General features: G+C 70.3%; 19 protein-coding genes and 1 pseudogene. 6 read left to right on the top strand and 14 right to left on the bottom strand.

Annotated elements, in window-relative coordinates:
* Positions 1-84: 84 nt before the first annotated feature.
* From GA0115234_RS21930 to GA0115234_RS21950, 5 genes are all read right to left on the bottom strand, one after another.
* On the bottom strand, positions 85-996 hold the full coding sequence (locus tag GA0115234_RS21930; RefSeq protein ID WP_093544241.1) for a carbohydrate ABC transporter permease: 912 nt from the start codon (positions 994-996) through the stop codon (positions 85-87).
* Positions 997-1,006: 10 nt separating this feature from the next.
* Positions 1,007-1,930, bottom strand: coding sequence for a carbohydrate ABC transporter permease (locus GA0115234_RS21935; protein WP_256088762.1), 924 nt, complete (start codon positions 1,928-1,930; stop codon positions 1,007-1,009).
* Positions 1,909-3,153 (bottom strand): ABC transporter substrate-binding protein, encoded by a 1,245-nt coding sequence (locus GA0115234_RS21940; RefSeq protein ID WP_161275631.1) that lies wholly within the window; start codon positions 3,151-3,153, stop codon positions 1,909-1,911. The genes GA0115234_RS21935 and GA0115234_RS21940 overlap by 22 nt, the downstream gene beginning before the upstream one ends.
* Positions 3,154-3,389: 236 nt before the next feature.
* Positions 3,390-5,357, bottom strand: a complete 1,968-nt coding sequence (locus tag GA0115234_RS21945; protein ID WP_370804543.1) for a heparinase II/III domain-containing protein — start codon at positions 5,355-5,357, stop codon at positions 3,390-3,392.
* Between the two features lie 8 nt (positions 5,358-5,365).
* A complete protein-coding gene (locus GA0115234_RS21950; protein ID WP_093544245.1) occupies positions 5,366-6,652 on the bottom strand; it encodes an alpha-L-fucosidase in 1,287 nt (428 codons plus the stop codon).
* 193 nt (positions 6,653-6,845) lie between these two features.
* Here GA0115234_RS21950 and GA0115234_RS21955 point away from each other — a divergent pair, with 193 nt between their 5' ends.
* Positions 6,846-7,595, top strand: coding sequence for an RraA family protein (locus tag GA0115234_RS21955; protein ID WP_093544247.1), 750 nt, complete (start codon positions 6,846-6,848; stop codon positions 7,593-7,595).
* 81 nt (positions 7,596-7,676) lie between these two features.
* On the opposite strand, the gene GA0115234_RS21960 is transcribed toward GA0115234_RS21955, so the two are convergent.
* The gene (locus GA0115234_RS21960; RefSeq protein ID WP_176729238.1) at positions 7,677-8,660 is read right to left on the bottom strand and encodes a LuxR family transcriptional regulator; all 984 of its coding nucleotides are present in this window, start codon (positions 8,658-8,660) and stop codon (positions 7,677-7,679) included.
* A 216-nt stretch (positions 8,661-8,876) separates the two neighbouring features.
* On the opposite strand from GA0115234_RS21960, the gene GA0115234_RS21965 reads away from it, so the two are divergent.
* Positions 8,877-10,289 (top strand): aminopeptidase P family protein, encoded by a 1,413-nt coding sequence (locus GA0115234_RS21965; RefSeq protein WP_093544251.1) that lies wholly within the window; start codon positions 8,877-8,879, stop codon positions 10,287-10,289.
* Between the two features lie 304 nt (positions 10,290-10,593).
* On the opposite strand, the pseudogene GA0115234_RS43480 reads toward GA0115234_RS21965, so the two are convergent.
* Both GA0115234_RS43480 and GA0115234_RS21975 read right to left on the bottom strand, forming a co-directional pair.
* Positions 10,594-11,284, bottom strand: a pseudogene (locus GA0115234_RS43480) (hypothetical protein); the annotation flags it as partial.
* 45 nt (positions 11,285-11,329) lie between these two features.
* On the bottom strand, positions 11,330-12,343 hold the full coding sequence (locus GA0115234_RS21975; protein ID WP_093544253.1) for an extracellular catalytic domain type 2 short-chain-length polyhydroxyalkanoate depolymerase: 1,014 nt from the start codon (positions 12,341-12,343) through the stop codon (positions 11,330-11,332).
* A gap of 195 nt (positions 12,344-12,538) precedes the next feature.
* On the opposite strand from GA0115234_RS21975, the gene GA0115234_RS21980 reads away from it, so the two are divergent.
* Together GA0115234_RS21980 and GA0115234_RS21985 are read left to right on the top strand one after the other, a co-directional pair.
* Positions 12,539-14,332 (top strand): helix-turn-helix domain-containing protein, encoded by a 1,794-nt coding sequence (locus GA0115234_RS21980; RefSeq protein WP_256088763.1) that lies wholly within the window; start codon positions 12,539-12,541, stop codon positions 14,330-14,332.
* Positions 14,333-14,629: 297 nt separating this feature from the next.
* The gene (locus GA0115234_RS21985; RefSeq protein WP_237541596.1) at positions 14,630-15,367 is read left to right on the top strand and encodes a hypothetical protein; all 738 of its coding nucleotides are present in this window, start codon (positions 14,630-14,632) and stop codon (positions 15,365-15,367) included.
* On the opposite strand, the gene GA0115234_RS21990 is transcribed toward GA0115234_RS21985, so the two are convergent.
* The gene (locus tag GA0115234_RS21990) at positions 15,351-16,022 is read right to left on the bottom strand and encodes a response regulator (protein WP_093544748.1); all 672 of its coding nucleotides are present in this window, start codon (positions 16,020-16,022) and stop codon (positions 15,351-15,353) included. The genes GA0115234_RS21985 and GA0115234_RS21990 overlap by 17 nt on opposite strands.
* A 53-nt stretch (positions 16,023-16,075) precedes the next feature.
* Positions 16,076-17,413: a sensor histidine kinase gene (locus tag GA0115234_RS21995; RefSeq protein WP_093544257.1), complete on the bottom strand. Its 1,338-nt coding sequence runs from the start codon at positions 17,411-17,413 to the stop codon at positions 16,076-16,078.
* A 329-nt stretch (positions 17,414-17,742) separates the two neighbouring features.
* Between GA0115234_RS21995 and GA0115234_RS22000 the strand changes: the two genes are divergently transcribed.
* Positions 17,743-18,969, top strand: a complete 1,227-nt coding sequence (locus tag GA0115234_RS22000) for a cytochrome P450 family protein (RefSeq protein WP_141718451.1) — start codon at positions 17,743-17,745, stop codon at positions 18,967-18,969.
* A gap of 51 nt (positions 18,970-19,020) precedes the next feature.
* Here GA0115234_RS22000 and GA0115234_RS22005 read toward each other — a convergent pair whose 3' ends face one another.
* Together GA0115234_RS22005 and GA0115234_RS22010 are read right to left on the bottom strand one after the other, a co-directional pair.
* Entirely contained in the window at positions 19,021-19,536 is a 516-nt protein-coding gene (locus GA0115234_RS22005) for a DUF6630 family protein (RefSeq protein WP_093544261.1), read from the bottom strand.
* 202 nt (positions 19,537-19,738) lie between these two features.
* Entirely contained in the window at positions 19,739-20,950 is a 1,212-nt protein-coding gene (locus tag GA0115234_RS22010; protein WP_093544263.1) for a Dyp-type peroxidase, read from the bottom strand.
* A gap of 57 nt (positions 20,951-21,007) precedes the next feature.
* On the opposite strand from GA0115234_RS22010, the gene GA0115234_RS22015 reads away from it, so the two are divergent.
* Positions 21,008-22,348 (top strand): right-handed parallel beta-helix repeat-containing protein, encoded by a 1,341-nt coding sequence (locus GA0115234_RS22015; protein ID WP_237541600.1) that lies wholly within the window; start codon positions 21,008-21,010, stop codon positions 22,346-22,348.
* A 107-nt stretch (positions 22,349-22,455) separates the two neighbouring features.
* On the opposite strand, the gene GA0115234_RS22020 is transcribed toward GA0115234_RS22015, so the two are convergent.
* Entirely contained in the window at positions 22,456-23,286 is an 831-nt protein-coding gene (locus tag GA0115234_RS22020) for a hypothetical protein (RefSeq protein WP_093544268.1), read from the bottom strand.
* Between the two features lie 123 nt (positions 23,287-23,409).
* Positions 23,410-26,010 carry an SdrD B-like domain-containing protein gene (locus GA0115234_RS22025; protein WP_093544271.1) on the bottom strand — a complete coding sequence of 867 codons (2,601 nt, stop codon included), beginning with the start codon at positions 26,008-26,010 and terminating at the stop codon, positions 23,410-23,412.
* Positions 26,011-26,435 lie beyond the last annotated feature (425 nt).

A 26,435-nucleotide genomic window follows, 5' to 3' on the forward strand; every position in this document is an offset into this window, starting at 1 on the left:
TTCTCCTCAGCACTCCGTAGTCCTTTCTCTTCTCTCGGCTCTTGCTCGGACGGGGAACGGTGAGCCCGGTCGTCCCTTTGGGGCTCATCCCTTCACGGCGCCGACGGTGAGACCGCTGATGATGTGGCGCTGCATGTAGATGAAGAAGATGACGACGGGCGCGATGGCGAGCAGAAGGTTGGGGAACACCTTCGTCAGGTCGGTCGAGTACTGGCTGATGCCGGCGTAGATCGCCGTCGTGACCGTGTAGTGCCCGGAGGACGGGCTGAGCAGGATCTGGGGGGAGACGAAGTCGTTCCAGATCCCGATCGAGTTGAGGATCAGCACCGTGACGACCGCGGGCCGCATCAGCGGGAAGATGATGGACCAGAACGTCCGGAACCGGCCCGCGCCGTCGATCGTCGCCGCGTGGTCGATGTCCACCGGGATGGTGCGGATGAAGCCGACGAACAGGAAGATGCTCACCGGCAGTGTGGACGCCACGTCGTGCGCCACCAGACCGGTCACGGTATTGGCCAGGCCGATCTCGCGCAGCACATAGATCACCGGGATGATCACGGCGGCGCCCGGAATGAACGTGCCGGCCAGGAAGTACAGCAGCACCAGCTGCGTACGCCGTTTGAGGCTGCGCGCGATCGCGTACGCGGCGGGGCCCGCGAGCAGGATGCACAGCACGTCCACGAGCACGACGAGGAACAGCGTGAAGCCGTAGCCGCCGATGACGTTGAACTGCGGGCTGTGGATCGCGGCCGACATGTGCTCGAAGGTCAGCCCGCCCAGCGGGATCGAGAACGGGTTGTCGAGAATGTCCTGCTGCGACTTGAAGGCGTTCACCACGAGCAGATAGATCGGCACGATCATCACGACGAGGAGAACGCCGAGCAGCACCCATCGCACGGGCGAACGGGCCTCCTCGTGCTTTGCGCGCCCCGTCTCGTCCGCCTCGGCCGGCAAGGCCTTCGGCTCGTCGCGGACCTCTGCCTCTAGTACGACCACCACCGGCTCCTCACTGACCTGTCGCGGCTTGGTCTTGACGGTTGCGCAGCGCCGTCACGAGAAGGGCGAGCGCGGCGGACACCACCATCAGGAACACCGCCTGCGCGGTCGCGTACCCGACCTTGGTGCCCTCGAAGGAACGGGCGAGAATGAGGTACGTGAACGTCTGCGTCGAACCGGCCGGACCGCCGCCGGTGAGGCTGACCACGATGTCGTACGCCCGGATGAGTCCGACCAGGTTCAGTACCGTCGCCACGGTCACCACGGGCGCGATCATGGGGATCACGATCCGCAGATTGATCTGGCGCCTGGAGGCGCCGTCGATCGCCGCGGCCTCCAGTAGTTCGGCGGGCACCGTCTGCAGAGCGGCCACGAACAGGACGACGTTGAAGCCGAATCCCGCCCACACGATCACGGCGATCAGCGAGATCAGTGCGAACTGCTCGTCGAAGAGGAATCCGAGCGGCTCGATCCCGAACTTGGCCAGGGTGTTGTTGATGGCGCCGTTGGTGCCGAGGATCGCCGCCCACAGATAGCCGAGGATCAGCGCGCTGATCACGTGCGGGAAGTAGGCGACGGCCCGGAAGAAGGAGTTCGTGCGCGAACGGCCCTTGAGGGCGAGCGCGTACACGAGCCCCAGACCCACCATGAGGACGGTACCGGCCACGGCGATCAGCGCCGTCACATACCAGGCGTCCGACGAACTCGGGTCGTCGAACAGATGCTTGTAGTTGTCGAGCCCGATGAACACCGCGGTGGAGAAGCCGTCCCAGTCCGTCAGACTGAGATAGACCGCGACGCCCACCGGTACGACGGTCATCACCGTGTAGAGCAGGACGGCCGGGCCGATCATCCCGAGGGAGACGGCCGACTCCTTCAGCCGCGCCCGGCGACGCTGCCCGGTCCCCGCGTTCAGCCCTGCGAGTTCCACCACTTGTCCAATCCGTCGGCGGCGTCCGAGGCGGACGAGCCCGTGTACAGGGACTGGACCTGCTTGTTGAGTTCGTCACTGAACCCGGCGATCGGCTGGCTCTCACCGGACTTCACGATCACCGACGGGGCCTTGTCCAGGACCTTCTGGACGGACGAACCGAGGCCGGACATCGGGTACGTGAAGCCCTCGCGCAGATTGCCGTCGGAGGCGAGCTGGCTCTTGATGGCCTCCGGGTCGGTGGTCGCCCACTTCACGAACTCGATCGCCTCGGCCCTGTGGCGCGACTTGTTCACCACGACGTAGGGGTTCGAGATGTTGCCGAACTGACCGGACGGGTAGGCACCGTCGGTCGGCATGGTGAAGACGCCGATGCCGTCGCTCTTCTTCGCGGCGTCCGCGGCGGGAACGAAGAACGAACCCATGACGTACATCGCGGACTTGCCGTTCAGGAAGGCCGTCTGGCCGTCCGCGTAGGTGAGGCCGAGCGCGCTCTTGTCCAGGTAGCCCTTGTCGATCCAGCTCTTGTAGTGCTCCAGGTAGGGCAGGTAGTCGCTCTTGGCGAAGGAGACCTTGCCGTCCTTGCGCTTGGCCGTCCACCCGGGGTCGGCGGTGAGCACCCCGGCGTCGGCCATCATCGAGAACTGGGATCCGGTGACCCACTGGCCGGCGGCCTGCAACGGCTTGTAACCGGCGTCCTTCAAATCCGCCATGGCCGCCGTGAACTGATCCATCGTCCGGATCTTCGTGGCATCGAGGCCCGCCTTCTCGAAGGCGGCCTTGTTGTAGAAGACGAGCGACTGGATCTGTTCGCCCACCCCGACCACGTAGTGCTTGCCGTCGATGGCGTACTGGTCGGCCAGCGGAGTCCTGGCGGTCCAGGGCTGGTCGGACAGATCGGCGAAGAGCGACGCGGTGTCGGCGTTCGGTGTGATCTGCTGGGCGACGTCCGGAGGATCGCCCGCGGCCAGGTCCTGTCTCAGCTTGGCGTCGGCCGAGATCGTGCCGGTCAGTTCGAGCTCGACCTTCACACCGGGATGATCCTTCTCGTACCCGGCGAAGAGGTCGTTCCAGTACTTCTCCGTCAGGTTCGGTGTGATGTTCACGATGACGCGGAGGGTCGTGCCCTCCGCGGCCTGGTCGGACCCGCCACCGCAGGCTACGGCCGAGGCCATCACCAGGGGAGCCACGGCGAGCCCGCAGGTACGGCGCCACATTGTTCTCATGGGACACGCTCCATTGCGTAGTCGTGAATAATCGATAGCTGCTGTTCGGCCGCGGAGTTCCCGGTGGGGCAGCGGTGGGAGGTCGCGGGCGGTCATGGGTGGGGATCGCCCGGCGGGGGTGGTGCGATGCGGCGGAGGTGGGGCGGGGCCCTCGCCTCGGTGACTATCGTCTATCGATTGCTGATGCTAGGTGCGGCACCCCGCTTGTTCAAGAGTGCTGCCGCAAACCTCTGAGTTCAGTTCTCCGGGATCCGTTCGGATCCACCGGCGAGCAACCACCGCACGGTCAAGCTGCCTTGGGCGCCGGGGGAGCGGACCGTGAGCGTGAGCCGGGTGAGCCGATCCCCCCAACTCCTGCTCAGGACGGGGTCGTCGAGGTCCTTGCGTACGATGGAGGCGACCGCGGCGCGAGGGTCCCAGCGCATCACCAGACCGTTCCCGTCGGAGGCGGTGACCGTGGCCCAGCCGTCCCCGTACTCGACCTGTCCGGCCAGGACATGATGCAGAGCCACGCTCTCCGTGCACCCCTCCCACCGCTCCTCGACACTCACCTGCGGGGAGTCGACTCCATCGGACCGGACGAGACGTACCGTGCGGTCCCAGCGGGTGAGCGTGGAGCGGGGATAGGCGCCGCTGAGCTCGGCGGTCATCCCGGCGACGCCGGGGGCGAGTTCGACGCGCACCTCCCGGGCCCGGTGGGCGGGGCCCGGCTGCTGCGCGGTGCCGGGGTCGGGCACGTTGTGCCAGTCGCTCCGGAACGGCCAGATCGCGTAGCGGTCCGGGCCGAAGGTCCGCGCGGTGTACGTGGGCCGGCCGACGTCCACCACCAGGGGCCGCCCGTTCGCCGCCACCCAGTACGAGCCGACGTCGAGGTGATTGTGGTGCTCGCCGTTGTGGCCGCCCTTCACCGCGACGGCCAGGCCGTCCGTGGTGCCCGCCGTCTCGCGGGCCACCAGGATCTGCAGGCGCGGCAGCCACGATTCACCCGCCAGCCAGGGCGCGGAGGTGTCCGGCTCGTCGGCCGTCACCGCCCGGCACCACCGCTCGTCGGCCAGTGCGGTGAGCGCCCGCCCGAGACCGGCGCGCGGTGGTGCGGCGCTGTGCTGCCGCCGCGCTCCGGCCAGTGCGTGCGCCACCGTCTCCGGCTGCCCGAGCCGCATGCCCCAGCGGAACGGCACCTGCCAGGGCTGGTCGGCGGTCAGCCGGGCGGGCGCGTCGCCCACGTTCACGTACCAGTCGCCGCCGAGGTGCATGCGCTGCGGGTACCGCAGCAACGCGCCGAGGAGAGCCGTCCGGCGGGCGTCGGGCGCGGGGCCGCCGGCGTCGGCCAGCAGGCCGAGGATCTCCAGCAGCCGGCAGGCCCCCACCCACCAGTAGGCGATGCCCTCGTCGATCCCGCCGTCGTCGGGGAGCGTGACCACGTAGTGGTCGAGCCCCTCCACGACCAGCCGGACGAGGCGGGCGCGCCGGGCACCGTCCTCGCACAGCAACAGCGCGGCGGCGAGGACGGCACCGTGGATCCACGGATTCCAGTTGTTGGCGCCGCCATCGGCGCCGATCCAGTGCCAGTCCCGGCGGCGTTCGAACGGCAGCAGCACCCGCTGTTCCACCTCGCGGCGCAGCCGACGCCGGAGCCCCGGCATCCGGCGGTCGAGATGAGGTCCCAGGGCATGGTCCGCCCATGCGAACAGTGAGGCGACCTCGGCGGCGCCCAGGTCGAGGCAGGGGTCGTCCGGATCGGGCACGAGATCGCCGCGCTGCGCGGCGAAGCGCTCGTGCGGCGCCCAGCACCAGGTACTGGCCTCGGCGAACGCCACCAGCCCGTCGATCGCGGCATCCAGATGAGGGCAGGCCCCGGGAGACTCCGTCGCCTCCGCCGACTCGCCGGTGAGAACGGCCGCCAGGGCCAGCAGGGACACCCGCTCCTGCAAGCCCCACGCCGCGTCCTCGTACGCGCCGCGATCACCGTCCCGGAAGGTACGGGCCCACGCACTCGCGAGCAGACGGGGTGCCGGACGCCCCAGCTCCTCGGCCGCGTCCGTCAGCACCTGCTCCCGCACCGGCCCCGGGACCCCGTCCCACACGGCGCGGCAGGTGACGTCGGGCACCCCGACCCGCGCGGCGGGATCGGCCGGTGACCGCTCCGGTTCCCGGCCGCCGTCCGGGCCCAGCACCGCCGAGAGGCGCTCGCTCAACGGCTTCACCACGGGGCTCACCGCCCGCCGTCCAGCTCCAGCTCGATCACCGGGAGCAGCACGTCGGGCCGGGCGATCGGCAGGGTCAGGGTGAGGGTGCCCGTCGGCTGGTCAGGCGGCGCGAGGTTGTTGTGCTCGTGCCGCGCGCCGTCCATCTCGTGGAACCGGATCTCCGAACCGTCGTGCAGCAGCTGGGCGTAGCGTACGCGCCCGGCCAGTCCCGGCAGATGGAGGTGTCTGAGCGGCCAGGCCGGCAGGTGCACATAGAGACGGTTGCCGGACTGCGTGTACAGGGCGTTCGCGGGTGTCTCGAACGTGCTCGGACCAGCACCGTGCACGGACCGCGCGTGCAGCTCGGCCCACGCGCCGATGGCCCGGAGCGTGGCGCGGGCCCGCGGGTCCAGGGCGCCTCGGCCGGTGGGGCCGACGTTCAGGATGAGATTGCCGCCGCAGGCGACGGACTGCACCAGCATGCGGACCAGCAGCGCGGGGTCCTTGTACTCGTGGTTGTCGCGGTCGTACCCCCAGGAGCCGTTGAGCGTGTGACAGGCCTCCCACCTCACCTGCTCGCCACCCCGCTCCAGCGGCCGGTCCGGCTGGTACTGCTCGGGCGTCACATAGTCACCCGGTATGCCCAGACGGTCATTGACGAGAATGCCCGGCTGCAACTTCTTCGCCATGGAGCGGAGTTGCTCCGCACCCCACTCCGCAGGACCCTTCTCCGGATACGTGAAGTCGAAGAAGAGCAGGTCGATCCGGCCGTATCCGGTGAGGAGTTCGCTTATCTGCCCCTCCATGTACGCGCGGTAGCGCGCCATGTCACGCGGCTCCCGCTCGGCCTCGGTGCCGCGCAGCGGATGGTGTTCGTCGACCGTGAAGTCGGGGTGGTGCCAGTCGAGCAACGAGTAGTACAGACCGACGCGCAGGCCCTCGGCGCGCATCGCGTCGACGAACTCGCGCACCAGGTCGCGGCCCGTCGCATGGACCGAGGTGTAGTCGGACAGCGCCGAGCCGAACAGACAGAAGCCGTCGTGATGCTTGGCGGTCAGCACCGCGTAACGCATCCCGGACTCCCTTGCGGCACGCGCCAGTTGGCGCGCGTCGAACAGATCGGGATCGAAGCGCTCCAGGTAACGGTCGTACTCCTCCTGCGACATGGCCTCCCGGCTGCGTACCCACTCGTGCCGCGCGGCCAGGCTGTACAGACCGAAGTGGACGAACAGTCCGAAGCGCGCCGCCTCGAACCACCCGGTGGAACCAGGGGAATCGGGCGAACCAGGGGAATCGGGGGAAGCACCGGTCACGGAAGGCTCCTGATGGATTGACAGCACTAATCGATTGGCTGTTATCTACCATCGATAGGCGATGATGTCACTGGCGTTGCGTGCGACGAGCACGCGGAGAGGCAAGTGCATGCACCCGATTGGGGATCAGGAAGCGCCGTCGGCGGGGGAGCCCCGCATCCATGGGCAGGGGGAGCCCCGTACCTATGAATCGATGCGAGCGCCGGTCCACACCGCGGCCTACGTACGACCCACCTCACAGATGGTGGAGGCCCTCAAGGACGTGAGCGCGGCGACGGCCTGCGCGAAGCTGCATCAGATGGGCATCACCCGGACGTTCATCGACGGCCCGGTGCCGCTGCACCGCGAACCGGACGTCAAGGTCACCGGCGGTGCCGTGACGCTCCAGTTCCTGCCGCAGCGCGAGGACGTCTTCAACGGCGCGGAACAGGAGGACATCGAGCGCAAGACCGCGCTGTGGGGCGTCCTCGAATCCATCCAGCCCGGCGACGTGCTGGTCGTCTCGGCGCACGGCAGCCACTTCACCGGCTGCCTCGGCGACATGCTCGTGCGCTACTTCAAGCTGCGCGGCGGCGCGGGGATCGTGGTCGACGGACGGGTGCGGGACGCGGCCCGGATCCGCGCGCTCGGGGTGCCCGTCTGGTGCACCGGCGTCACCCCGCACTACGCCTCGCAGACCGAACTGTTCCCGTCCGCGTTCAACGTACCCGTCGGCGTCGGCGGCTCCCTGGTGACGCCCGGCGACCTGATCGTCGCCGACGAGGACGGCGCCGTCGTGGTGCCGCAGCGGAACGCCGTCCCGCTCGCCGAGGACTCCCTGCTGCACCAGGACCGGGAGGAGTTCGCCCGCCGCCGCCTCGACGAAGGCGGACGGCTCTCCGACTACTACCCGCTCACCGGCGAGGGCCTGACCGAGTACCTGGCGAGCCGGCCCGCCACCTGAGCCCCGGCGGACCGCCGATGAGCACGCGGGCCCGCCCGGCGCCGGGGCCGCGCGCCCCGGATCCGTTCGTGGGCGCGCCCGTCACAGCCATCCGCGCCGCTGCGCCTGCAAGGCCATCTGGAAGCGGTTCGCGGCACCCAGCTGGGCCATCAGGATCTGCAGGCGGCGGAAGAGCGTGCGGCGACTGATTCCCAGCTCGCGGGCGATGACGTCGTCGGTCGCACCACCCGCGAGGAGCCACAGCAGACGGCGGTCCGCGGGTGGCACGCCTCCCGGGCGGGTGGTGCGGCCGTGGAACGGCAGGGCGCTCTGCCAGGACTGTTCGAACAGCGCCACGAGCGCGGAGAACAGGCCGCAGGGCTGTACGACCAGCATGGTGTTGTGCACGTCGGCCTCCTGGATCGACAAGGACACGAGCGCGTACGACGCGTCGATGATCACGAGTTTGACCGGCACCGACGGCAGCACCCTGGCCTGTTCGCCGGCCCTGATACACGGCTCGACGGCGTCCTCCAGATGGCCCGGATGCTCCAGCGACTCCCGTGAGTACACGACACGCTGCGTCACCCCGCGGGCGAGCGTGGCCAGCGCGTCCTCCGTCGCCCCGGGCAGGGGGAAGTACGGCGGTGACTCGAACTGCCGGATCTGGTCGCGGGCGCTCGCCCAGGCGTGGCGGATCCTGGGTCCGATGGCGTCGCCCGTGACGACCTCGACGAGGTTGTCGTTGTACGCGGCGAGCCGGTGCCGCCGGAACGACTCGAACGCGCCCCCGACGGTGATGCGCGACTCCTCGACCTCGGCCGCCCGGTGCCGGGCGAGGATCTCCAGGCCCGCGGTGGGCGGAACCGGGGCCACCACATCACCGTCCCCCTCGGCGGCACTGGCCAGACCGGCGTCGACGAGCGCGGTGTACGCCCCGGCGAGTTCCGCACCGCCCAGACCGGCCGCGGCACCGATCGCGCTCAGCGGGGCGGGGGCCAGCTCCAGCAGCGCCAGATAGACCCGGCCCGCCACATGATCGATTCCCAGAAGCCGAAGAGCCTCGCCGAGTTTCGCGTTCGTCATACGGTGCATTATCGACGGCTCCTGTCCGGATCGTGGCCGATCCGTGCCAGTGGCGGTCTTCGGCACCCAACGCGCGCGCCGCGGGTTACGGTCCGGGAGCCGCCGGCGACCGTCGGCAGCGAGGGCGCCCGGACCGCACCGGGCGGGAGCCCGCCCTGTCCATCGGGCCCCCTGCCCCTCGCAGCGGAGGAACCCACCCAGAAGAAGGTGCATGACGTGGCAAAACGCCGGAAGAACGGGCTCTACTCAGGGATCTCCGAGGAACTGTCCGCTCTGATGCGGACAGGATGGGCGGACACCGAGCGGCACGACCTGCGGCTCGGCGAGCAGTCTCCGCACGCGGCCCGCCGCCGTGCCGCGCTCTCCGCGCGCTTTCCCGGCGAGCGCCTCGTGATCCCCTCGGGGAACCTCAAGGTCCGCTCGAACGACGACACCTACCCGTTCCGCCCGTACTCGGGATACGTGCACATGACCGGGGACCAGGCCCGGGACGGCGCGCTCGTCCTCGAACCCCGCGCGGACGGCGGCCATGACGCCTACTGCTACCAGCTGCCGCGGGACAGCAGGGACAACGACGAGTTCTGGACCGGCGCCACGGCCGAGCTGTGGATGGGCCGGCGCCGCTCCCTCGCCGAGTCGGAGCTCGTGCTCGGACTGTCCTGCCGCGACGTCCGCACCGCCGCCGATGACCTGGCCGCCTCCACAGGCGCGCCGACCCGGGTCGTCCGCGGTGTCGATCCGTCCCTGGAGGCGGCCGTCACCACCGACGAGGAGCGCGACGCCGAGCTGGAGGAGGCGCTCAGCGATCTCCGTCTGGTCAAGGACGACTGGGAGATCACCGAGCTCCGCAAGGCCGTGGACTCCACCGTGCGCGGGTTCACCGATGTGATCGGCGAGCTCTCCCGGGCGATCGCTTCGTCCGAGCGGTGGATCGAGGGCACGTTCTTCCGCCGCGCACGCCTGGAGGGCAACTCCGTCGGCTACGGCTCGATCTGCGCCTCCGGCGAGCACGCCACGATCATGCACTGGACGGACAACGACGGCCCGGTGCGCCCGGGGGACCTGCTCCTGCTCGACGCGGGTGTGGAGACGCACACCCTCTACACCGCCGACGTCACCCGCACACTTCCGGTGAGCGGGACCTTCACCCCCCTCCAGCGCAAGATCTACGACGCGGTGTACGAGTCCCAGGAAGCCGGGATGGCCGCCGTGAAGCCGGGTGCCGCGTACCGGGACTTCCACGAGGCGTCCCAGCGCCACCTGGCGGAGCGGCTGGTCGAGTGGGGCTTCATCGAGGGCCCGGCCGACCGCGCGTACGAACTCGGCCTCCAGCGCCGCTTCACCATGGCGGGCACCGGCCACATGCTCGGCCTCGACGTGCACGACTGCGCGCAGGCCCGGCACGAGGAGTACGTCGGCGGTGTACTGGAGCCGGGCATGGTGCTCACGGTCGAGCCCGGCCTGTACTTCCAGCCGGACGACCTCACCGTGCCCGAGGAGTGGCGCGGCATCGGGGTCCGGATCGAGGACGACCTGCTCGTCACCGACGACGGCCACGAGAACCTGTCCGGGGGCCTGCCGCGATCGGCGGACGACATCGAGGCGTGGATGGCCCGGTTCGCGGGCTGAGCGCGGAGCAGAAGGGGCCCTGCCGGAAGCCCCGGACCGATCGGGTTCCGACCGGCGCGCGGCGGCGCGCCGGTCTCCCGGAGGGCCGGGACGCCGTCCCGCCGCTCGCCGTCCTGGTCCGGGAGACCGCCGCCGACGCGCTCCGATAGCGTGTCAGTCCGCGAGCTTCCAACACAGCAGGGCATCCGGGGTCCCCTTGGCCCAGGCACCGGTGAAGGCGACACCCGCCACATACTCGTCGGTGCCGCACCGGCCCTTGAAATCGCCCAGGGCGAACTCACCGCCCGGCTCCCCGGCCGGCCGTCACCGCGGTCGAACCAGACGCTGTGTGGTGCGGACCGGTGTACCCGTAGAAGTGCGCCGAGTACACGAGCCTGTCGGAAGCGACCAGGGTGTGCGACACGGTACGGGCCGGCTCCAGTGTGGGTCGCCCGTGAGCGAACCCGTCGAGGGGGATGCCCTGCCAGTTGATGCCTTCGACGAGCACCAGGAGGTCGGGGTCGGCCTCGGTCAGCAGCCGGTCGCCGAGGTGTCGAGGACCACCGCGAAGCCCTCAGCCGTCGTGGCGGCGACGACGGCGTCGAATACCTGGAGCGGTGTCCTGCCCCGCAGCGCCGGGTTGGCGGCGACCGAGGCGTCGGGGCCGGCCGCTGATCGTGCAGCATCTCGTTCGAGAACGGCAGACGAATGCTGTTGATGCCCAGCTCATGGAAGTCGGTGGGGATCGTCCCGATCGGCGCGTGATCCAGGCCGAGCGGCATCTGGCCGGCCTTCTTGCCGTCATGACGGTTCGCCCGGTCGTCGATGTCTCCGGATCCGTTCCAGGAGCCCTGTGCGCCCTGCCAGCTGGCGGACCTGAGCGTGAACCGGTTGCCGGAGGCGTCGACGATGTACCGGCCACGGGTACTCAGCGGCGCCGGCCGAGGTTGTACACAGCCGGGCGGGCGGGACCGGGGACGCCGTACGGCAGAAGGCCCGGTACGACGCCATGCCACGGGCCCCGTCGCCACGGTCTCCGCATCCGGTGCGGAGCGCGCACCTCAGCCGCCGAGCGCATGCACCTCGCTCAGGACGGCGCGCATCTGCGGTGCCGACTTCTGCGCGTAGTCACTGCCTGTGTATCCCCACCAGTCCCAGCAGCCCTGAGGATTGCCGCGCAGGAGGCTGATGTCGGTCTGCGGGTACAGGATCACCAGATCGTTGGTGTCGGCGTACTCATTGAGATGGGACTCACGGGCGAACCGGTCGCCCACGAACTTGTTGTCGCTCATACAGCCGTGCAGGGCGACGACCAGCTTGCACGCGGCCCCCGCCGCGCAGGAGTCGGGCGTGTAGAGGAAGCTGCTGCTTCCCATGCTGTACCACTGGGCCAGCCCCCCTGGCACGTACCGGTTCTGGTCGTGCCGGCTGATGGTGCCCGACTGGGTCGCGGCCGGAGGATTCACCCGCCCCAGCCAGTGACCCAGCATCTCCCCCTGCGGATCGTTGCCGCAGTTGATCAGGAACGGGTAGAACGTGGTGCCACAGCTCAGCGGGGCGTTGGGAGTCGGCCAGCCGTGCCCTGCCGGATCGGTGTCGTGGTAGGCGGTCCGGGCCCCGAAGTCACGGTAGAGCTGCACTCCTTCGTCACTCACCGAGGTCCGGACCAGGGGATCCTTGGTGCCGTGGTACGTGTAGACGGGCTTGCCCGCCAGGTTCGACGCCGGGTCGATCCGGCCCTCGGCCGACCAGCGGCGGACGATCTGCTCGATGCCTTCCGGATCGGTCGAGATCAGCCCCGTACCGCAGGCGATCAGCCCCACGACGATGCCGCCCTTGCCGCAGTAGTACGGACCCGCGGCGACGATGCCCGCGCCCTTGAAGGTGCCGGAGTAGGCGACCTGGAGCTGCGAGGCCATGAAGCCGCCGGACGAGATTCCGGTGACATAGGTATCGGTGATGTTGAGCCGGGGAAGGCCGGGTTCGGCCGCATGGGCGGGGGCGGTGAGCCCCAGGGCGGCGGCCAGGACGGCCGTCAGGGTGACTGCGGCGGACCGCAGGGAGCCGACATTCATCGTGTGCACTCCTTCACTGGTGTCCGTCCGGGAAGAGGGGGGCGGAGGCCGGGTTCGCAAGGACGGACGGGGCCATGGTTGGCCGTGCGCCGCCCCGCGGGAAATGGAGGTGTGCCACGTCGTCGACGCGCGATGAGTGGAGATTTTCTCCGTCGCCCGGTGTGCACGACGGCAGGGTGCGGTATCACTGGCCGGGTGACGACGAAGCCGGAGACCACCGGTGCTCTGCTGCGCCTGCTGCGCGAGGAGGCCGACGAGGGGGAGTTCCGCGCGGTGGCGGCCGCACCCCGACTCGTCGACGACGCACTGGAGATACGTGCCAGGCTCGCGGCCCACCGCCGCCGGGAGGCCGCCCTCGCCGCGCTCTACGAGACGGCCGGCGACCTCGCCTCGCTGCGCGATCTGGAGGACGTCCTTCAGGCCATCGTCAGCCGCGCCCGGACCCTCGTCGGCACCGATGTCGCATATCTGCTGCTCTCCGACCCCGAGGAGGGCGACACCTACGTACGCGTCACCGACGGCATCACGACGGACGGGTTCAAGACCGGCCGGCTCGCCGCCGGAACCGGCCTCGGCGGACTGGTCGCCGCGACCGCGGTGCCCTACCACACGGCCGACTACCCCAACGACGCCCGCTTCGAGCACACCGCGTACGTGGACGGTGTCATCGGCGCGGAGGGACTGGTGGCCATCCAGGGCGTCCCGCTGAAGTTCGGCGATCAGGTGTACGGGGTGCTGTTCGCCGCCAACCGCCGTGTGCGGCCCTTCTCGCAGGACGAGGTCGACCTGCTCATCTCGCTGGCCAATCACGCCGCCCTCGCCATCGAGAACGCCACCCTTTTCGAGGAGGTCCGCAAGACGGCCGCCGTCCACGAACGGCTCACCGCCGTGGCACTCGACGGCGGCGGACCTGCGGGGCTGGCATCCGCGCTGGCCGACGTACTGCGCGGCAGCGTCCTCGTCCTCGACGCACAGGACCGGCCGCTCGCCTCGGCGGGCGAAACACCGCCCGAACCCTCCGGCCTCGTAAGGGAGATGGCCCAGGCCCGGACCGGCCGCGGCTCCGCAGTGCGCGGAACCATCTGCGTCACCCCCATCGTCGCAGCCGACGAACACCTCGGCACACTGCTGCTCGTACGCGCCGGACTCGATGCCTCCGACATCCACGCCCTGGAACGGGCCGCCCAGGCGGCCGCCCTCATGCTCCTCGGCGAACGGACGGTCGCGGAGGCGGAACACCGGCTCCGCGGCGAGATCCTCGAAGACCTGCTCGGCGCACCGCACCGCGACCCCGAAGGGCTGCGCCGCCGGGCCGCGCTGGTCGGCCTCGACCTGGAACGAGACCATGTGGTGCTGGTGGCCCGGGGCGGTGACACCACCAGAAGGCGCCGCATCACGGAACTGGCGGGCGGCCACGCCACCCGGCTGGGCGGAATCGCGGGCGAGTACGGCGGTAACACGGTCGTCGTCCTGCCCGGGGCCGAAGACCCGGGCGCCGCCGCCCGCACCCTCGCCGCCCTGCTGACCGAGGTGATCGGGCACCCCGTCACGGTCGGTGCGGAGCCCGCGGCCCCCGGCGCGGCGGCTCTCGTCGAGGCCCACCGCGACGCCGCCCGCTGCCTGGAGGTACTGGTCGCGCTGGACCGGGCCGGCGAAGGCGCCTGCCGGGACGATCTCGGCCTCCACGGCATACTCCTGGGCGCGGCGGCCCGCGACGAACTGGACCGCTTCGTCCGCCGTACGATCGGCCCACTGGTGCAGCACGACGAGACCCGCGGCAGCGACCTGGTACGCACCGCGGTCACCTACTTCGCCTGCGACGGCAACCTGAGCCGCACCGCCACCGCCCTCTACGTCCATGTCAACACGCTCTACCAGCGCATCGACCGCATCTCGGTCCTGCTGGGCCCCCGGTGGCGACACGGCGACCACGCACTCCAGGTCCACCTGGCCCTCACCATGTGGCGAACGTCGGGTCAAGGTCTTTGAGAGCTGTCGCACCTTCGTTCACCGAGGCGGTTGTGATCGCGGCCAGAATGCTCGGCCGCGGCACCGGGGACGACGGGGGTGTGGCAGGCCACACCCCAAGTGGATGGCACACCGCAGTGACCGGGCACGCACCGGTGCGACATGGTCGGCAGCATGACGACAACCCCACCTCCCACCAGCACGCACGGACCAGCTCGCTCCGCAGGCATCTCCGGTCGCGTATGCGCCGCACTCGTCGCGCTCGCCGCGGTCCTGGCCCTTGCTTTCGTCATCGCGCCCCGCCCATGGGCGGCGAGCATGTCGGACGGCGACTTCCGCGATCAGCGCAATCTCATCGAGCGCCTCTCCGATGCGTTCGTCGACTACTGGGACTCCGGCGACCGGGACATTTCCCCTGACTTGAAGAACGTCATGGATTACTGGCTCCAGTACCACGTGGCCAAAGCCGTGTTCGCCGCACTCCTGCTCCTTGTGCTCATCGCGCTCGGCGTTCATCTCTGGAGGTCATTTCTGCGGGCCGACGGGCTCGGGGCGGGAAGCAGGGCCGCTCTCGCGGCGGCCGGAGGCGTCGTCACGGCGCTTGCGCTGTTCTCTTTGGCGGCGGTGATGGCCAACATCCAGGGCGCGACAGCGCCTCTGTCCTCGCTTCTGTCCATGCTGCCGATCCGCACGCCCCACGGAGAGCTCGCCGCTACGCTCGACCAGGTCAGGAAGGACCTGGCCGACTACCCGAGTGCCGGTGGGCGGACTCCGGCCGCCGTCGAGGTGATGGTCAGTGACTTTTCCCGCTACCACGCGGTGATAGCCATGGCCGCGACGATGGTGGCGGTCGTTCTGATCGGCCTGAGTGTGGCTTCGTGGAGGAAGTCCGCGAGAACAGGGGCGTCCGACAGGCGGACAAGGCGTGTGTTCAGGTGGTTCGGTCTCCTGTCCGCCCTGTTGTCGCTGGCCGTCGTCGTTGTCGCTGTGGCCAACACGGCCACCACGGCCGATCCGGCGCCGGCGCTTCTGGGTTTCTTCAGGGGCGGGTGGTGACGGGCCGCCGCCAGGCGTCGAGGTAGGCGAGGACGGCGAGCACCCGGCGGTGCCGGGCGTCGTCGGGCGGCAGGGAGAGCTTCGCGAAGATATTGCCGATGTGCTTTTCCACCGCGCTGTTGGAGAGCACCAGCCGCCGGGCGATGGCCATATTGGAATGGCCCTCGGCGATCAGTGCCAGCAGCTGCCGTTCACGCGGGGTCAGCGCGCCCAGCGGGTCGTTCCGGCCCTGTCCGGCGAGCAACTGGGCGACGACCTGAGGATCGAGCACCGTCCCGCCACGGGCGACCCGGTCCAGGGCGTCCAGGAACTCCTCGACCTTGGCGACCCGGTCCTTGAGCAGATAGCCGACGGCGCCGGAACCGTCCGCGAGCAGGTCGGTCGCGTAGGACATCTCCACGTACTGGCTGAGTACCAGCATGGGCGCGCCGGGCAGTTGCCCGCGGGCGGTGACCGCCGCCCGCAGGCCCTCGTCCGTATGTGTCGGCGGCATCCGCACATCGACGACCGACACGTCCGGGCGGTGTGCGAGCACCGCCTCGACCAGGGCGGGGCCGTCACCGACCGCCGCCACCACCTCGTGACCGTCCTCGGTGAGCAGGCGGACCAGCCCCTCGCGCAGTAGCACCGCGTCATCGGCGACGACGATCCGCAGCGGAGCGCGGACCGAGAGGCCCGGCAGGGCCCCGGACGTCGGTTCGTCCGAGCTCAGTGACATGGCAACTCCGCACCCACCGTCGTCGGGCCGCCACCGGGACTCTCGACCCGCAGCCGGCCGCCGACCGCGTGCACCCGGTCGGCCAACCCCTGTAGCCCATGTCCCTTGGCCAAGGCCGCGCCTCCCACTCCGTCGTCCGTCACCCAGATCCGCAGCACTTCCTCAGTGTGGCGCATCCCGACGGTGCATCGGCCGGCGTGGCTGTGCTTGGCCACGTTCGTCAGTGCCTCGGCGACCACGAAATAGGCGGCCGTCTCGACGGCGGCATCGAGCCCACCGCTCAAAGGGCCGGCGTCGAGCTCCACCGGTACGACGCAACGCGCGGCGAGGGCGGAGAGCGCCTCACGCAGTCCACGGTCGGTGAGGACCGGTGGGGCGATGCCCCGTGACAGGGCCCGTAGCTCCTCCAACGCCTCCTGGGTCTGGACCACCGCATCGGCGAGTGCGGCCCGGACGAGCTCCGGCTTCCTGTCGAAGTTGTGCTGGGCGCGGCCCAGTTCCATCGCCAGACGGACCAGCTGCTGTTGGGGACCGTCGTGGATGTCGCGTTCGAGCCGGCGCAGGGCGGCCACCTCGGCGGTCACTGCCGCGACGGCCTGCGCGCGGGCGGTGTCGCGCTCCTGTTCCAGCCCGCTGATCCTGCGGTACAACGCGGACGTGCTGGACAGCAGCGCCTGCCCGAGACCGGCCTGGGCGGCGACGCACGCCCGGGTCAGCAGCGGCAGGGTGCACAGCAGCAGGACGCCGACCGTGATCGCGAAGACGACCCGGTCGGCCGGCGACGTCAGCCCCAGACTCAGGGCGACATGGGACTGGTCGCTGCCCGCGTACAGGGTCATGGGCCGCAACGACCCGGGCGTGACCTGACTGCGCAGCGGGTACGTCACGGTCGCGACTCCCACGAACCACCACAGCGCCGTCACCACGGAGGTGACCACTACGACGGGGAGCACGAACACCGCGTGCGCCAGATCGAGCCACAGCCACGGGTCCGCCGAATCGGCCGTCCCTTGCGGCCTCGGCCGCCGACCCGCCCCCTGCGTCCCACCGGCCCGGGACCGGACCTGGCCGATCCGCCACCACTCCAGATCGCCGGGCCACCGAGCGAGTGCCAGAGCCCGCTCGGCGACGGGCGACCACCTCGGCGACAACGAACCGATCGCTCCGGCGCCCAGTCCGCAGACCACCAGGAGAAGTCCGGCAGTGGCGCTCAACGGCGCGGTGAGGAGATACAGCGACTCCGCCAGCGTGCGACGCCCGACACGAACGATGAACCTGGCACGTGGCCGCCACCGAACCGCAGCCACGGAAGGCAACGACTCAACCATCCGGACAGCATAGTGTCGCCCCGACCAGGACCTCTGATCGATCGGGTCGGGCCCGAGGCGCACCACGACGACCGCTTGGACAGTGACCGTCGGGGTGGTGGCCCCGGCTCACCGCACATCTGTCCGGCCGCCGCGCATCTACCTCAGGGCCGATGCGGCGGGCCACTATGTTTCCCGTGCCCCTGCCGGAGACGGGCCTCGTCTGCCGACCGGGCGGCCTCGTCCGCCGCCCCGGCCGGGCTCACCCGGTACCGCACCGCCTCGGCCGGGATCAGCGGTCCCGCAACGCCCGGTCCCAGGTCCCCCACCCCACTGAAGGAGCCCTCGTCGTGCCCGAACAGCAGCCCTTCGTCCTTGACCCCACCGGCGCCGACCACCACGCCGAGCACCTTGCCCTGCGTGCCCGCGGGGCGGCCACGCTCGTGGACATCCTCGGGGTGACCGCGTGGTCCGTCTCCGATCCCGGCCTCCTGAAACAACTCCTGATGCGTGCGGACGTCTCCAAGGATGCTCGTGCGCACTGGCCGGCCTTCGCCGACACGGTCACCACCTGGCCCCTCGCTCTCTGGGTGGCGGTCGACAACATGTTCACGGCCCACGGCAGCGACCACCGCCGTCTGCGACGACTGATCGCCCCTGCCCTGTCGGCCCGCCGAATCGCCGCCCTGACCCCCGTCGTCGAAGACCTCGTCACCGGCATCCTCGACGACCTGGACGTCCTCCCGGCCGGCGAAGTGGTCGACCTGCGCGAGCACGTGGCCTATCCGCTGCCGATCGCGGTCATCGGTCGCATGATGGGCCTCTCCTCCGTCGAGCTGAGCGGTCTGCGTACGGTGGTGGACCGGGTGTTCGCCACCACCCTCTCCGCTGACGAAGCCGCGGCGAACACGGCGGCTCTCTACCGGCTCCTCGACGAATTGATCGCCGCGAAGCGGTCCTCGCCCGGCGACGACATGACCTCCCTCCTGATCGCCACCCGGGACGAGGACGGCGATGGGAGCGTTCTCACCGACGCCGAATTGCGCGGCACCCTCGTGCTGGTGATCAGCGCCGGATACGAGACGACCGTCAACGTCATCGACCAGGCGATCACATCCCTGCTGGCCGACCCGGAGCAGCTGGCCCACGTCCGCGCCGGCCGGTGCGGCTGGAGTGATGTCGTCGAGGAGACGTTGCGCCACGAGCCGGCCATCAAGCACCTGCCCCTGCGGTACGCGCTCAAGGACATCCCCCTGCCCGGTGGGCAGACCATCCGGACCGGGGAGGCGATCCTCGCGTCCTACGCCGCCGCCAACCGCCACCCGGACTGGCACGGTGAGAACGCCGACGTCTTCGACGCCACCCGAACCATCAAGGATCACCTCGCTTTCGGGCATGGCGTCCACTTCTGCCTCGGCGCGCCCCTCGCCCGCCTCGAAGTCGTGGCTGCCCTGCGTCAGCTGTTCGCACGCTTTCCGGACGCCCAACTCGCTGTACCTGCCGGGGAACTTCGGCCTCTGCCCACCTTGATCAGCAACGGGCACGTGGAGCTGCCCGTCCGCCTGCGGCCGGCATGACGCATGATGCAGATCACGCGTCCTGCGCGGTGCGGATCACGGCACCGCCCGTCAGACCCCCAGAGTGCGAGCCGTGAACCCGGCACGGCCGGCGAGCGCCGTCAACTCCTCGGCCCGCGCCGCGCGCAGACACACCACCGGGTAGCAGTCCGATTCGATGTCGAGGACAGCGAGCGCCGCACCGACATCGCGATAGCGCCGACCGCAGGCCGCCAGGAAATCGTACGTCGGCAGGGACATCTCGTCGGCGTCGAACAGCACCCAGGGGTCCACGGACGGCCGGGAGTCGAGCAGCTTCAACTGGGCCCGGATCTCCTGCGGATCCTCCTTCCAGTCGAATTCCGCGAGCAGCTGGTGGTCATAGAGCGCATCCACGAGCGCTATCCATGCGAGTTCCGCGATGGGCTCGTGGATGCCGCGGTCATCCAGCCGGCTCGCGTGCGTCCGCACATAGCTCTCGGGATCGTCGTGGGCGTGCAACATCCGTTCGACGACGCGCGGATGGGCTGGGGCGAGAAGCGATGCCGTGGCCTCCAACGAGGTACGGGCAGTGGCGGTGCCGGACATGGTGTGCGCTCCTTGGGCGGTCGTGCGGCCGAGGCCGTCGTCCGGGCGAGGGCGTTCTCCCGGGCGGTCATGAAGAAGCCTGGCACAGGGGTATGACAACGGAACGTCGCGCCGGCCCGCCCCGGCCCCGACTCCTTCCCGACACACCCCACCTCTGACCAGCCGGGCCGAATCATCCCCGGGTGGAGGGACGAGGTGGAGCTCACCGCCAGAGCTGTTCGCCGAGCGTCCCGGCGGACGCCGCGCCGGGCAGTACGTAGGCCACGGCCGAGGCCCGGTGCTGGAGGAACGGCGTGAGGGCGTCGCGGGCGGCCAGCCGGTTCTGGACGCGGGTGAACTGGGCGGATTCGCGCATGAAGGCACAGAAGAGAAGGCCACGGTCGGTCGGGCCGTCGTCGTAGCTGTAGCTGCGGCGGAGCATACGGGCACCGCCGTCGAAGCGGGGGCTGGCGAGACGTACGTGGGCGGTGGCGGGGATGACGTAGGAACCGTCGGGGTTCTTGGCGTAGATGTCCGGCTCGTCATGTTCGGCGGTGCCGCTGAGGGCGACACCGTCGACGGTACGGCGGCCTATCGCCCGGTCGCGCGCGCTCTCGGAGAGCGCCGCGAAGCCGGTGACATCCATGCGGATCCTGCGGTAGACCAGAACGGTGCCGTTCCCGTGGGTTCCTGGAGGGCCCCAGACCCACTGCTCGGCGGCCGCGTGATCGGGGTTGGCGGTCCCGTCCTTGGAGCCGAACAGGTTGCGTGGGGTGGTGCCCGGGGCCGCGTGGGGCAGGAAGCCGGACTGTGTCCAGCGAGGCACGGCGCCGGCGGCGTGGGCGGCCCTGCCGACGAGTTCGGCGACGACGGTGAGCGTCCAGCGGTCGGCTGCGCACAGTTGGACCAGAAGATCGCCGTTGCTGCGGCGCGGATCGAGGCGGTCGCCGGGGAATTGCGGCAACTCCTTTAGTGAGGCAGGGACATCGAGGTCGAGCCGAGCGGCGAGAGCGGGACCGATGCCGACCAGGGAGGCGAGCCGGGTCGTGCCACCGCCCTGGAGCCGAGGGTCGGACGGGGCGTCGGAGGCGGCGGTGGCGAGCGTGCTGGTCAGCGCGCCGAGGACGCTGCGAAGGGCCTTCCGGTCGGCGGCGGTCGTGGTCTGGGGGAGGTCGAAGGAAAGCAGGTGCGTCGCCGGTTGCTGGGGCGCCGTGACGCCTGCCTGTCGGGCGCCGTGGAAGGGAACCGCGGCCTCGGCCGGCGGGGCGCCCGCGGTGGCACGGCCGGCTGTCCGGTCGCCTCTCGCCAGTTGGTCCGCTGCCGCGCCGACCCCGGCGGCCAGCACCGCTCCGGCTGCGAGCAGTGCCCTACGCCGCCCGGGACCGGTTGCCGCGGGGCGGGACGGATCCTGCGCATTTCCCTGTTCGGTGGGCATAGGCCTATTGGAGACGATAAAACATCTGACATGCAAACCCTGTCTGCGGAACGCCTGTTGAACCGATCGGCAGTACCGGAGGCGGTGTTCCGGGCGGCGCTGCGTCTGTCGGTGCTGGTCGTCGCGGTCGCGTTGGCGGCCACCGGGTGCTCCGGTACCGGGCCGACGTCCGGCGATGCGCGGCATCCGGCGGGGCACGTGCTGCGCGTCCCGCAGGACTTCCCCTCGGTGCAGCAGGCGGTGGACGTCGCTCGTGAGGGCGAGACGGTGCTGATCGGACCGGGCGTGTACCGGGAGAGCGTGCGCGTCACGAAGCCCCGTTTGGTGCTCCGTGGAACGGACCGCAACAAGGTGGTCTTCGACGGCGGTGTGCGTCGGGCCAACGGCATCACCGTGACCGGCGCCGGCTCGGTGGTCGAGAACCTCACCGTGCACGGCTACCTCGCCAACGGCGTGCTGTTCACCGGCGTCACCGACGAGCGGTTGCAGCAGCGCGGTGCCGGCGGCTCCGCCTACGACCCTCTGGACACCACTCGCTTCCCTCCCGTCCGGGGCTTCCGCGCGACCCGGGTCACGGCGTACAACAACGGCTTGTACGGCATCTACGCCTTTGACGCGCGTGACGGAGTGATCGAGGACTCCTACGCCTCAGGGCACGCAGACTCCGGCATCTACGTAGGCCAGTGCAAGCCCTGCGGCACCGTCGTCCGCGGCAACATCGTGGAGCGCAACGCGGTCGGCATCGAGCTGACCAATGCCTCGGACGGCCTGTCGGTGCTGGGCAATCGCGTCGTCCGCAACCGGGTCGGTGTCACGGTCAACTCCAACGACCTGGAGGCCCTCGCCCCGCAGCACGGCGCCGTCATCGCGGGCAACGTGGTCGCCGACAACAACGCCGCCGACACGCCCGAGCAGGCAGACGGGGGCTTCGGTATCGGCATCGGCATCGGCGGCGGCACCGAGAACCGCGTCCAGCGCAACCTGGTCCGGGGCAACCGGGCGGCCGGAGTGGTCGTCACCGACCCGCCGGGACATCCGGCGAGCGGCAATCGCGTCGAGGGCAACCGCGCCACCGGCAATGGCATCGACCTCGTGCTGGCCTCGGCCGACCCCGGCAACTGTTTCGCGGGCAACCGGCCGGAAACCCAGAGTCCGAAGGGCCTGGAGGGGCGCGCGGGCTGCGGCACCCGTGGTCGGGGCACGGCGCCCACCGGCCGGACCGCGTCGGTACAGGCGCCGCCCGGCGTGCCGTTCAGCCGGGTACCGGCCCCACACGCCCAGCCGTCCATGCCGGACCCGACGGTCCCGGGCAGCCCGGCTACCGGTCTGCCAGGGGTCGTCGATACGGCTGCGTATCCGCTCCCGAAGGACGTGGACGCCGTGCCGCACTCCCACTGAGCACGGCGCCGCGGTGGACTCGGGCCCGTTCACCGTGCCGCACCGAAGCGCGGGGCGAGGAGGGCCCTCGGCAACCGGGGAAGCCAGGGAGCATCGGCACCGAGAGGTCAGCCGGTGCCCCACGGCGCCTCGGGGAGCTTCGCGCGGCCGTCGCGCCCGGAGAACTCCACGGTGGTCGGAGTCCCCAGGCCCGGCATCCGCATCGTCACCCGCCGAAGGCCGCCGTCACTGTCGACCCAGTACGTCAGCGGCGACCGTCCGCCGTCGGGACCCGTACCGGGCGTGGCGCCCTGGGCGCGTGGCCCGGCGAACCGTTCGTAGTCGCGGCCGTCGATGCGGTCGCTCCCCAGCCGGCGAGCTCCGGACTGCGCGAGCAACAGCGGGTTGTCGGGGCGGTCCGCGCCGAGTTCGATCAGCAACTGGAGTCCGGCGTCCAGGGGATCGGTCGTGTAGGAGCGTGCGGACCAGCCCGAGCGCGGAATGTGCTCGGCCTGTTGCCAGGGCGGTCTGCTGTCGCCCTTGGGCTCAGGGGCCAGGCCGAGGCCGCCGGTGTCCCAGACGATCAGCCCGTGGTCGAGCTGCCCACCGGCGGGCGCGGAAGCTCCGGAGGCCCCGGAGGACCCGGTGATCTGGTAGCTCCCCACGGCCCGGTGGGTCCGGTAGTCCACGACCCCCTTGACCCGCACCACCACTCCGCCGCCCTCGGTGGCGGTCAGGGCCACCGTCAGGGGACTGGCCTGGTACAGATTCAACCGCGACAGCGCCAGCCGGGACGCCTCGTCCATCGTCACCGGCCGCTCGGTGGCGGTGTCGTCCGACAGGGTCCGGTAGGCCGCCAGGCCGCCCACCGCAGCGCCGCACGCCGTGATCGCGATCAGTGTCCTGAACCAGAGGGCCCGACGCGGCGTACGGCCGTCGGTCTTCCTCTTCCGAGCCATGCGGTCGCCTTCTCTCATCGGTCGGTCACACAGAAGGGCGGGTTCGCGAACCGCTGGTCCGCGAACCCGCCCGAGCCGGCCCGGACGGTCACCGGTGCCGGTCGCCCCGCTCCGGGACAGGCCCTAGCGGTGCTGTGCCCTTCGCCTGCGCATCAGTACGACCAGTGCCGCACCGAGGACGGTGAGCGCGGCGCAGCCGGCCAGGGCCAGCGACACCACCTGACTCATGCCCGTGGCAGCCAGGCCCGAGTTGGGTACGTGGCCAGGTGTACCCGGTGCGCCTGGAGCCCCAGGTGAACCCGGTTTGCCTGGTGCGCCTGGCTTCGATGCCGTTGGTGTCGGCGTCGGCTCGGTGGTGGGAAGCCGTCGGTTGACCGCCGTCACCGATACCCCGTCGTCGAGGTTGTCGGCGGTCAGTTCCAGCGGCCCGAACACGGGCACGTCCGGCGCGGCATAGCCTGCGGGTGGGCTGACCTCCTGCCAGTAGTACGTGCCCGGCGCTCCGGTGCCGCGGCAGATGCCGTCGGTTCCGGTCACGCACGGCTTGCCGACCTTGGTGTCCGGCTCCGCCCCGGTGGTCTGCAGCTCGTCGGAGCCGTTCGTCTCCTTCCACAATTGGAATGTCGCCCGGCCCAGCGCTCTGCCGTCCTGGTCGTGCTTGACCAGGCGCAGCTCGCCCTCCTGCTGCCGGAAGCCGAAGTCGTAGGTGTGGTCGTTCTCTCCTGGCCCGCCGGTGGTCAACGCCCGCTCCGGGAAGCGCGCGCCGCGCGGGACGATGCCCTTGGAGTCGATGAAGTGGTTGTCGCCGACATCCGCTTCCGTGGGCACCCACTGGTAGAGCGGGCCGCCCTTGGCGTAGTCGTCCGGTTTGTCGAGGCGGATGGTGTACTTGGTCTTCGGCTGGAGGCCACCGGTGACATTGGAGTCGTCGAAGTAGTACTCGCCGCGCGCCGTCGTCTCGGTCGTTCCCACGAGCTTGCCCGACTCGTCGTACAGATGGACGGTCGCGCCCGTGACCGGGCGCTGGCCCGGGTTCTGGATGCCCTTGCGCTCGGGGTCGTACCAGACCCGGTTGCCGATCTGGAGCGGGGCCTGGTCGCAGAGCACCTCCAGGTCGCCCATCGAGGCGCCCTTGCCGAACGGGGCGATGGTTCCTGGTGGGTTGAGGCGCAGGCCGGAGTCGGGGTCCTGCTTACCGTCGCGCTTGACGAAGGTGGTGCCGTACCCGAAGGCGGTGCTGTTGGGGTCGAAGCCGGCGGTCGCGATGGTGTCCTCGACCCTGGAGAGCGCCATGCCCGCGAAGGACGCGTTGTGGTGGGAGCCCATCCGGCTGGTGTCGTAGAAGCGGGTGCCCCGGGGGGAGAGTCCGCACCCGTTGTTGGTGTCCATCACGTACGACTCGCCCGCCAGGCACGCCTTGTTCAGGTCGCCGCCGGACAGGACGGTGGCGGCTGAGGTGGGCGTGGGGGCGGCCGGGGCCCGGTCGGCGAAGCGGTCGCGGAAGGCCAGCAGCATGGAACCGTCGGCCTCGAAGTCGATCTCGCCCAGCTCCGGTTCGGGCTGGGCCAGATAGCTCTGGCACGCCTGGCCGTTCTGGGAGGTCGGAAAGGTTTCGGTCCAGGGGAACCAGCCCGCCCCGTCGCACGGAGGCCCGCCGACCGTGGACTGACGCGGGTAGTCCAACGGCTGGTCCAGCACCGGCTTCTGGAACGCTCCGGTGTCGAGGTCGAAGGGCATGACCACCGCGCGCAGGTCCGAGAGCTTCCCGGTGGACTCTCCGGAGCACACCCCGCCGAGGTAGCCGACGCCGTCGTGCAGGCCGAGGCCGAACGGGCGCCAGTCCACTGCCGCCGGGCAGCCCGGGTCCGGGATGGCGGCGACGGCCTTGGGCGCCGCCGCGGTGGCCACCGTGGCGTCATAGCGGTAGAGCTTGCGGTTGTTGAGGTTGACGACGAACAGGTCCTTACCGTCGTCGGTGATCTTGATGCCGCCCAGGCTCTCCTTGCCGGGCGTGGTGAGGAAGGTGTCGTCGGTGCCCTGGCCGTGCGCTGTCGTCCCCGCGTCCGGGACGACGGTGAACAGGGTGGTCTTCTTCTGTGCGCGGTCGGTCACGTAGATCCCACCGGAGCCGCCCGGACCGTAGTCCGTGGTGCGCTTGGCCAGCGCCGAGGAGAACACCCGCTTGTCGGCCTTGTTCCACCCGATGCCGAACACGGTGCCGGTCTCGGCGTTGGTGGCGACGTTCGTGACGTTGACGTCGACCCCGTCCTGGCCGCGTGCGTCGTACGGGAAGGAGACCAGCGTCCGCTGAGACCCGCCCTCGCGCGTGGCAGGCTGGCAGGACGTCACCAGTGGTGCGTTCTTCTGGCAGTAGTCACCCGGACTCCACAGCCCCGTGGTGTACGCCACGTTCTTCTCGCCCGAGAGGTCGACGAACTCCTCATTGCTGCTCAACTGGTTGGGCGCACCGTCCAGCCCCTGGCGCGAGGCGAAGGCCGGGAACAGGGCGCCCGGCCTCGGATTCACCACCTGCACCCGGTACTTGCCGCTGGTGGACGTGCCCGCTGCCGGAGTCAGCGTCACGGTGCCGTCGGCTGCCGTGACTCCCTCGATGCCCTTTCCGGCGTCGTCGGTGAGGGTCACCTTGACGCCCGCGAGGCCTGGTTCCAGCGCGGGTGTCCACACTCCGCTGCTGTCGACGGCCCGGATCACCCGGACCGTCACCGATCCGTTCTCCGTCTGTGAGTGCGCTGCGGGCGCCACGGCTAACGAGCTGCTACCGATTCCCAAGGCGAGCGCGGCCAGACAGCCAGCGGTGCGGCGACCGGGCATGCCCGGCCGTCGCCGACGCGGCTCGGGCGCGGCTCCCTTCGCTTGTTCATTCGTAGTTGCCATCTCCTGCTCTCAGCTTTCAGAAGGGCCTGATGCCCTGCTCGTGAGGGAGTACATAGAGATGCGGAGAACCGCCTCGGCAGCGATCTTAGAAGGGCTTTGAGCATGATCGTGGCGGAATGGCGAACTTGTCCTCCACTGAACTTTCACGCAACGGCCTCCGAGCGCACCACGGGCGGGCGGCGACGTGGCGAGCAGCTCTGTCGCACCGGTCGTGCGCACGCGGATGCCTTCCGTTCTCCGGCCGAAACGAACGA

The sequence above is a fragment of the Streptomyces sp. DvalAA-43 genome, from assembly GCF_900091725.1.
In the GTDB taxonomy this organism is placed as follows: domain Bacteria; phylum Actinomycetota; class Actinomycetes; order Streptomycetales; family Streptomycetaceae; genus Streptomyces; species Streptomyces pulveraceus.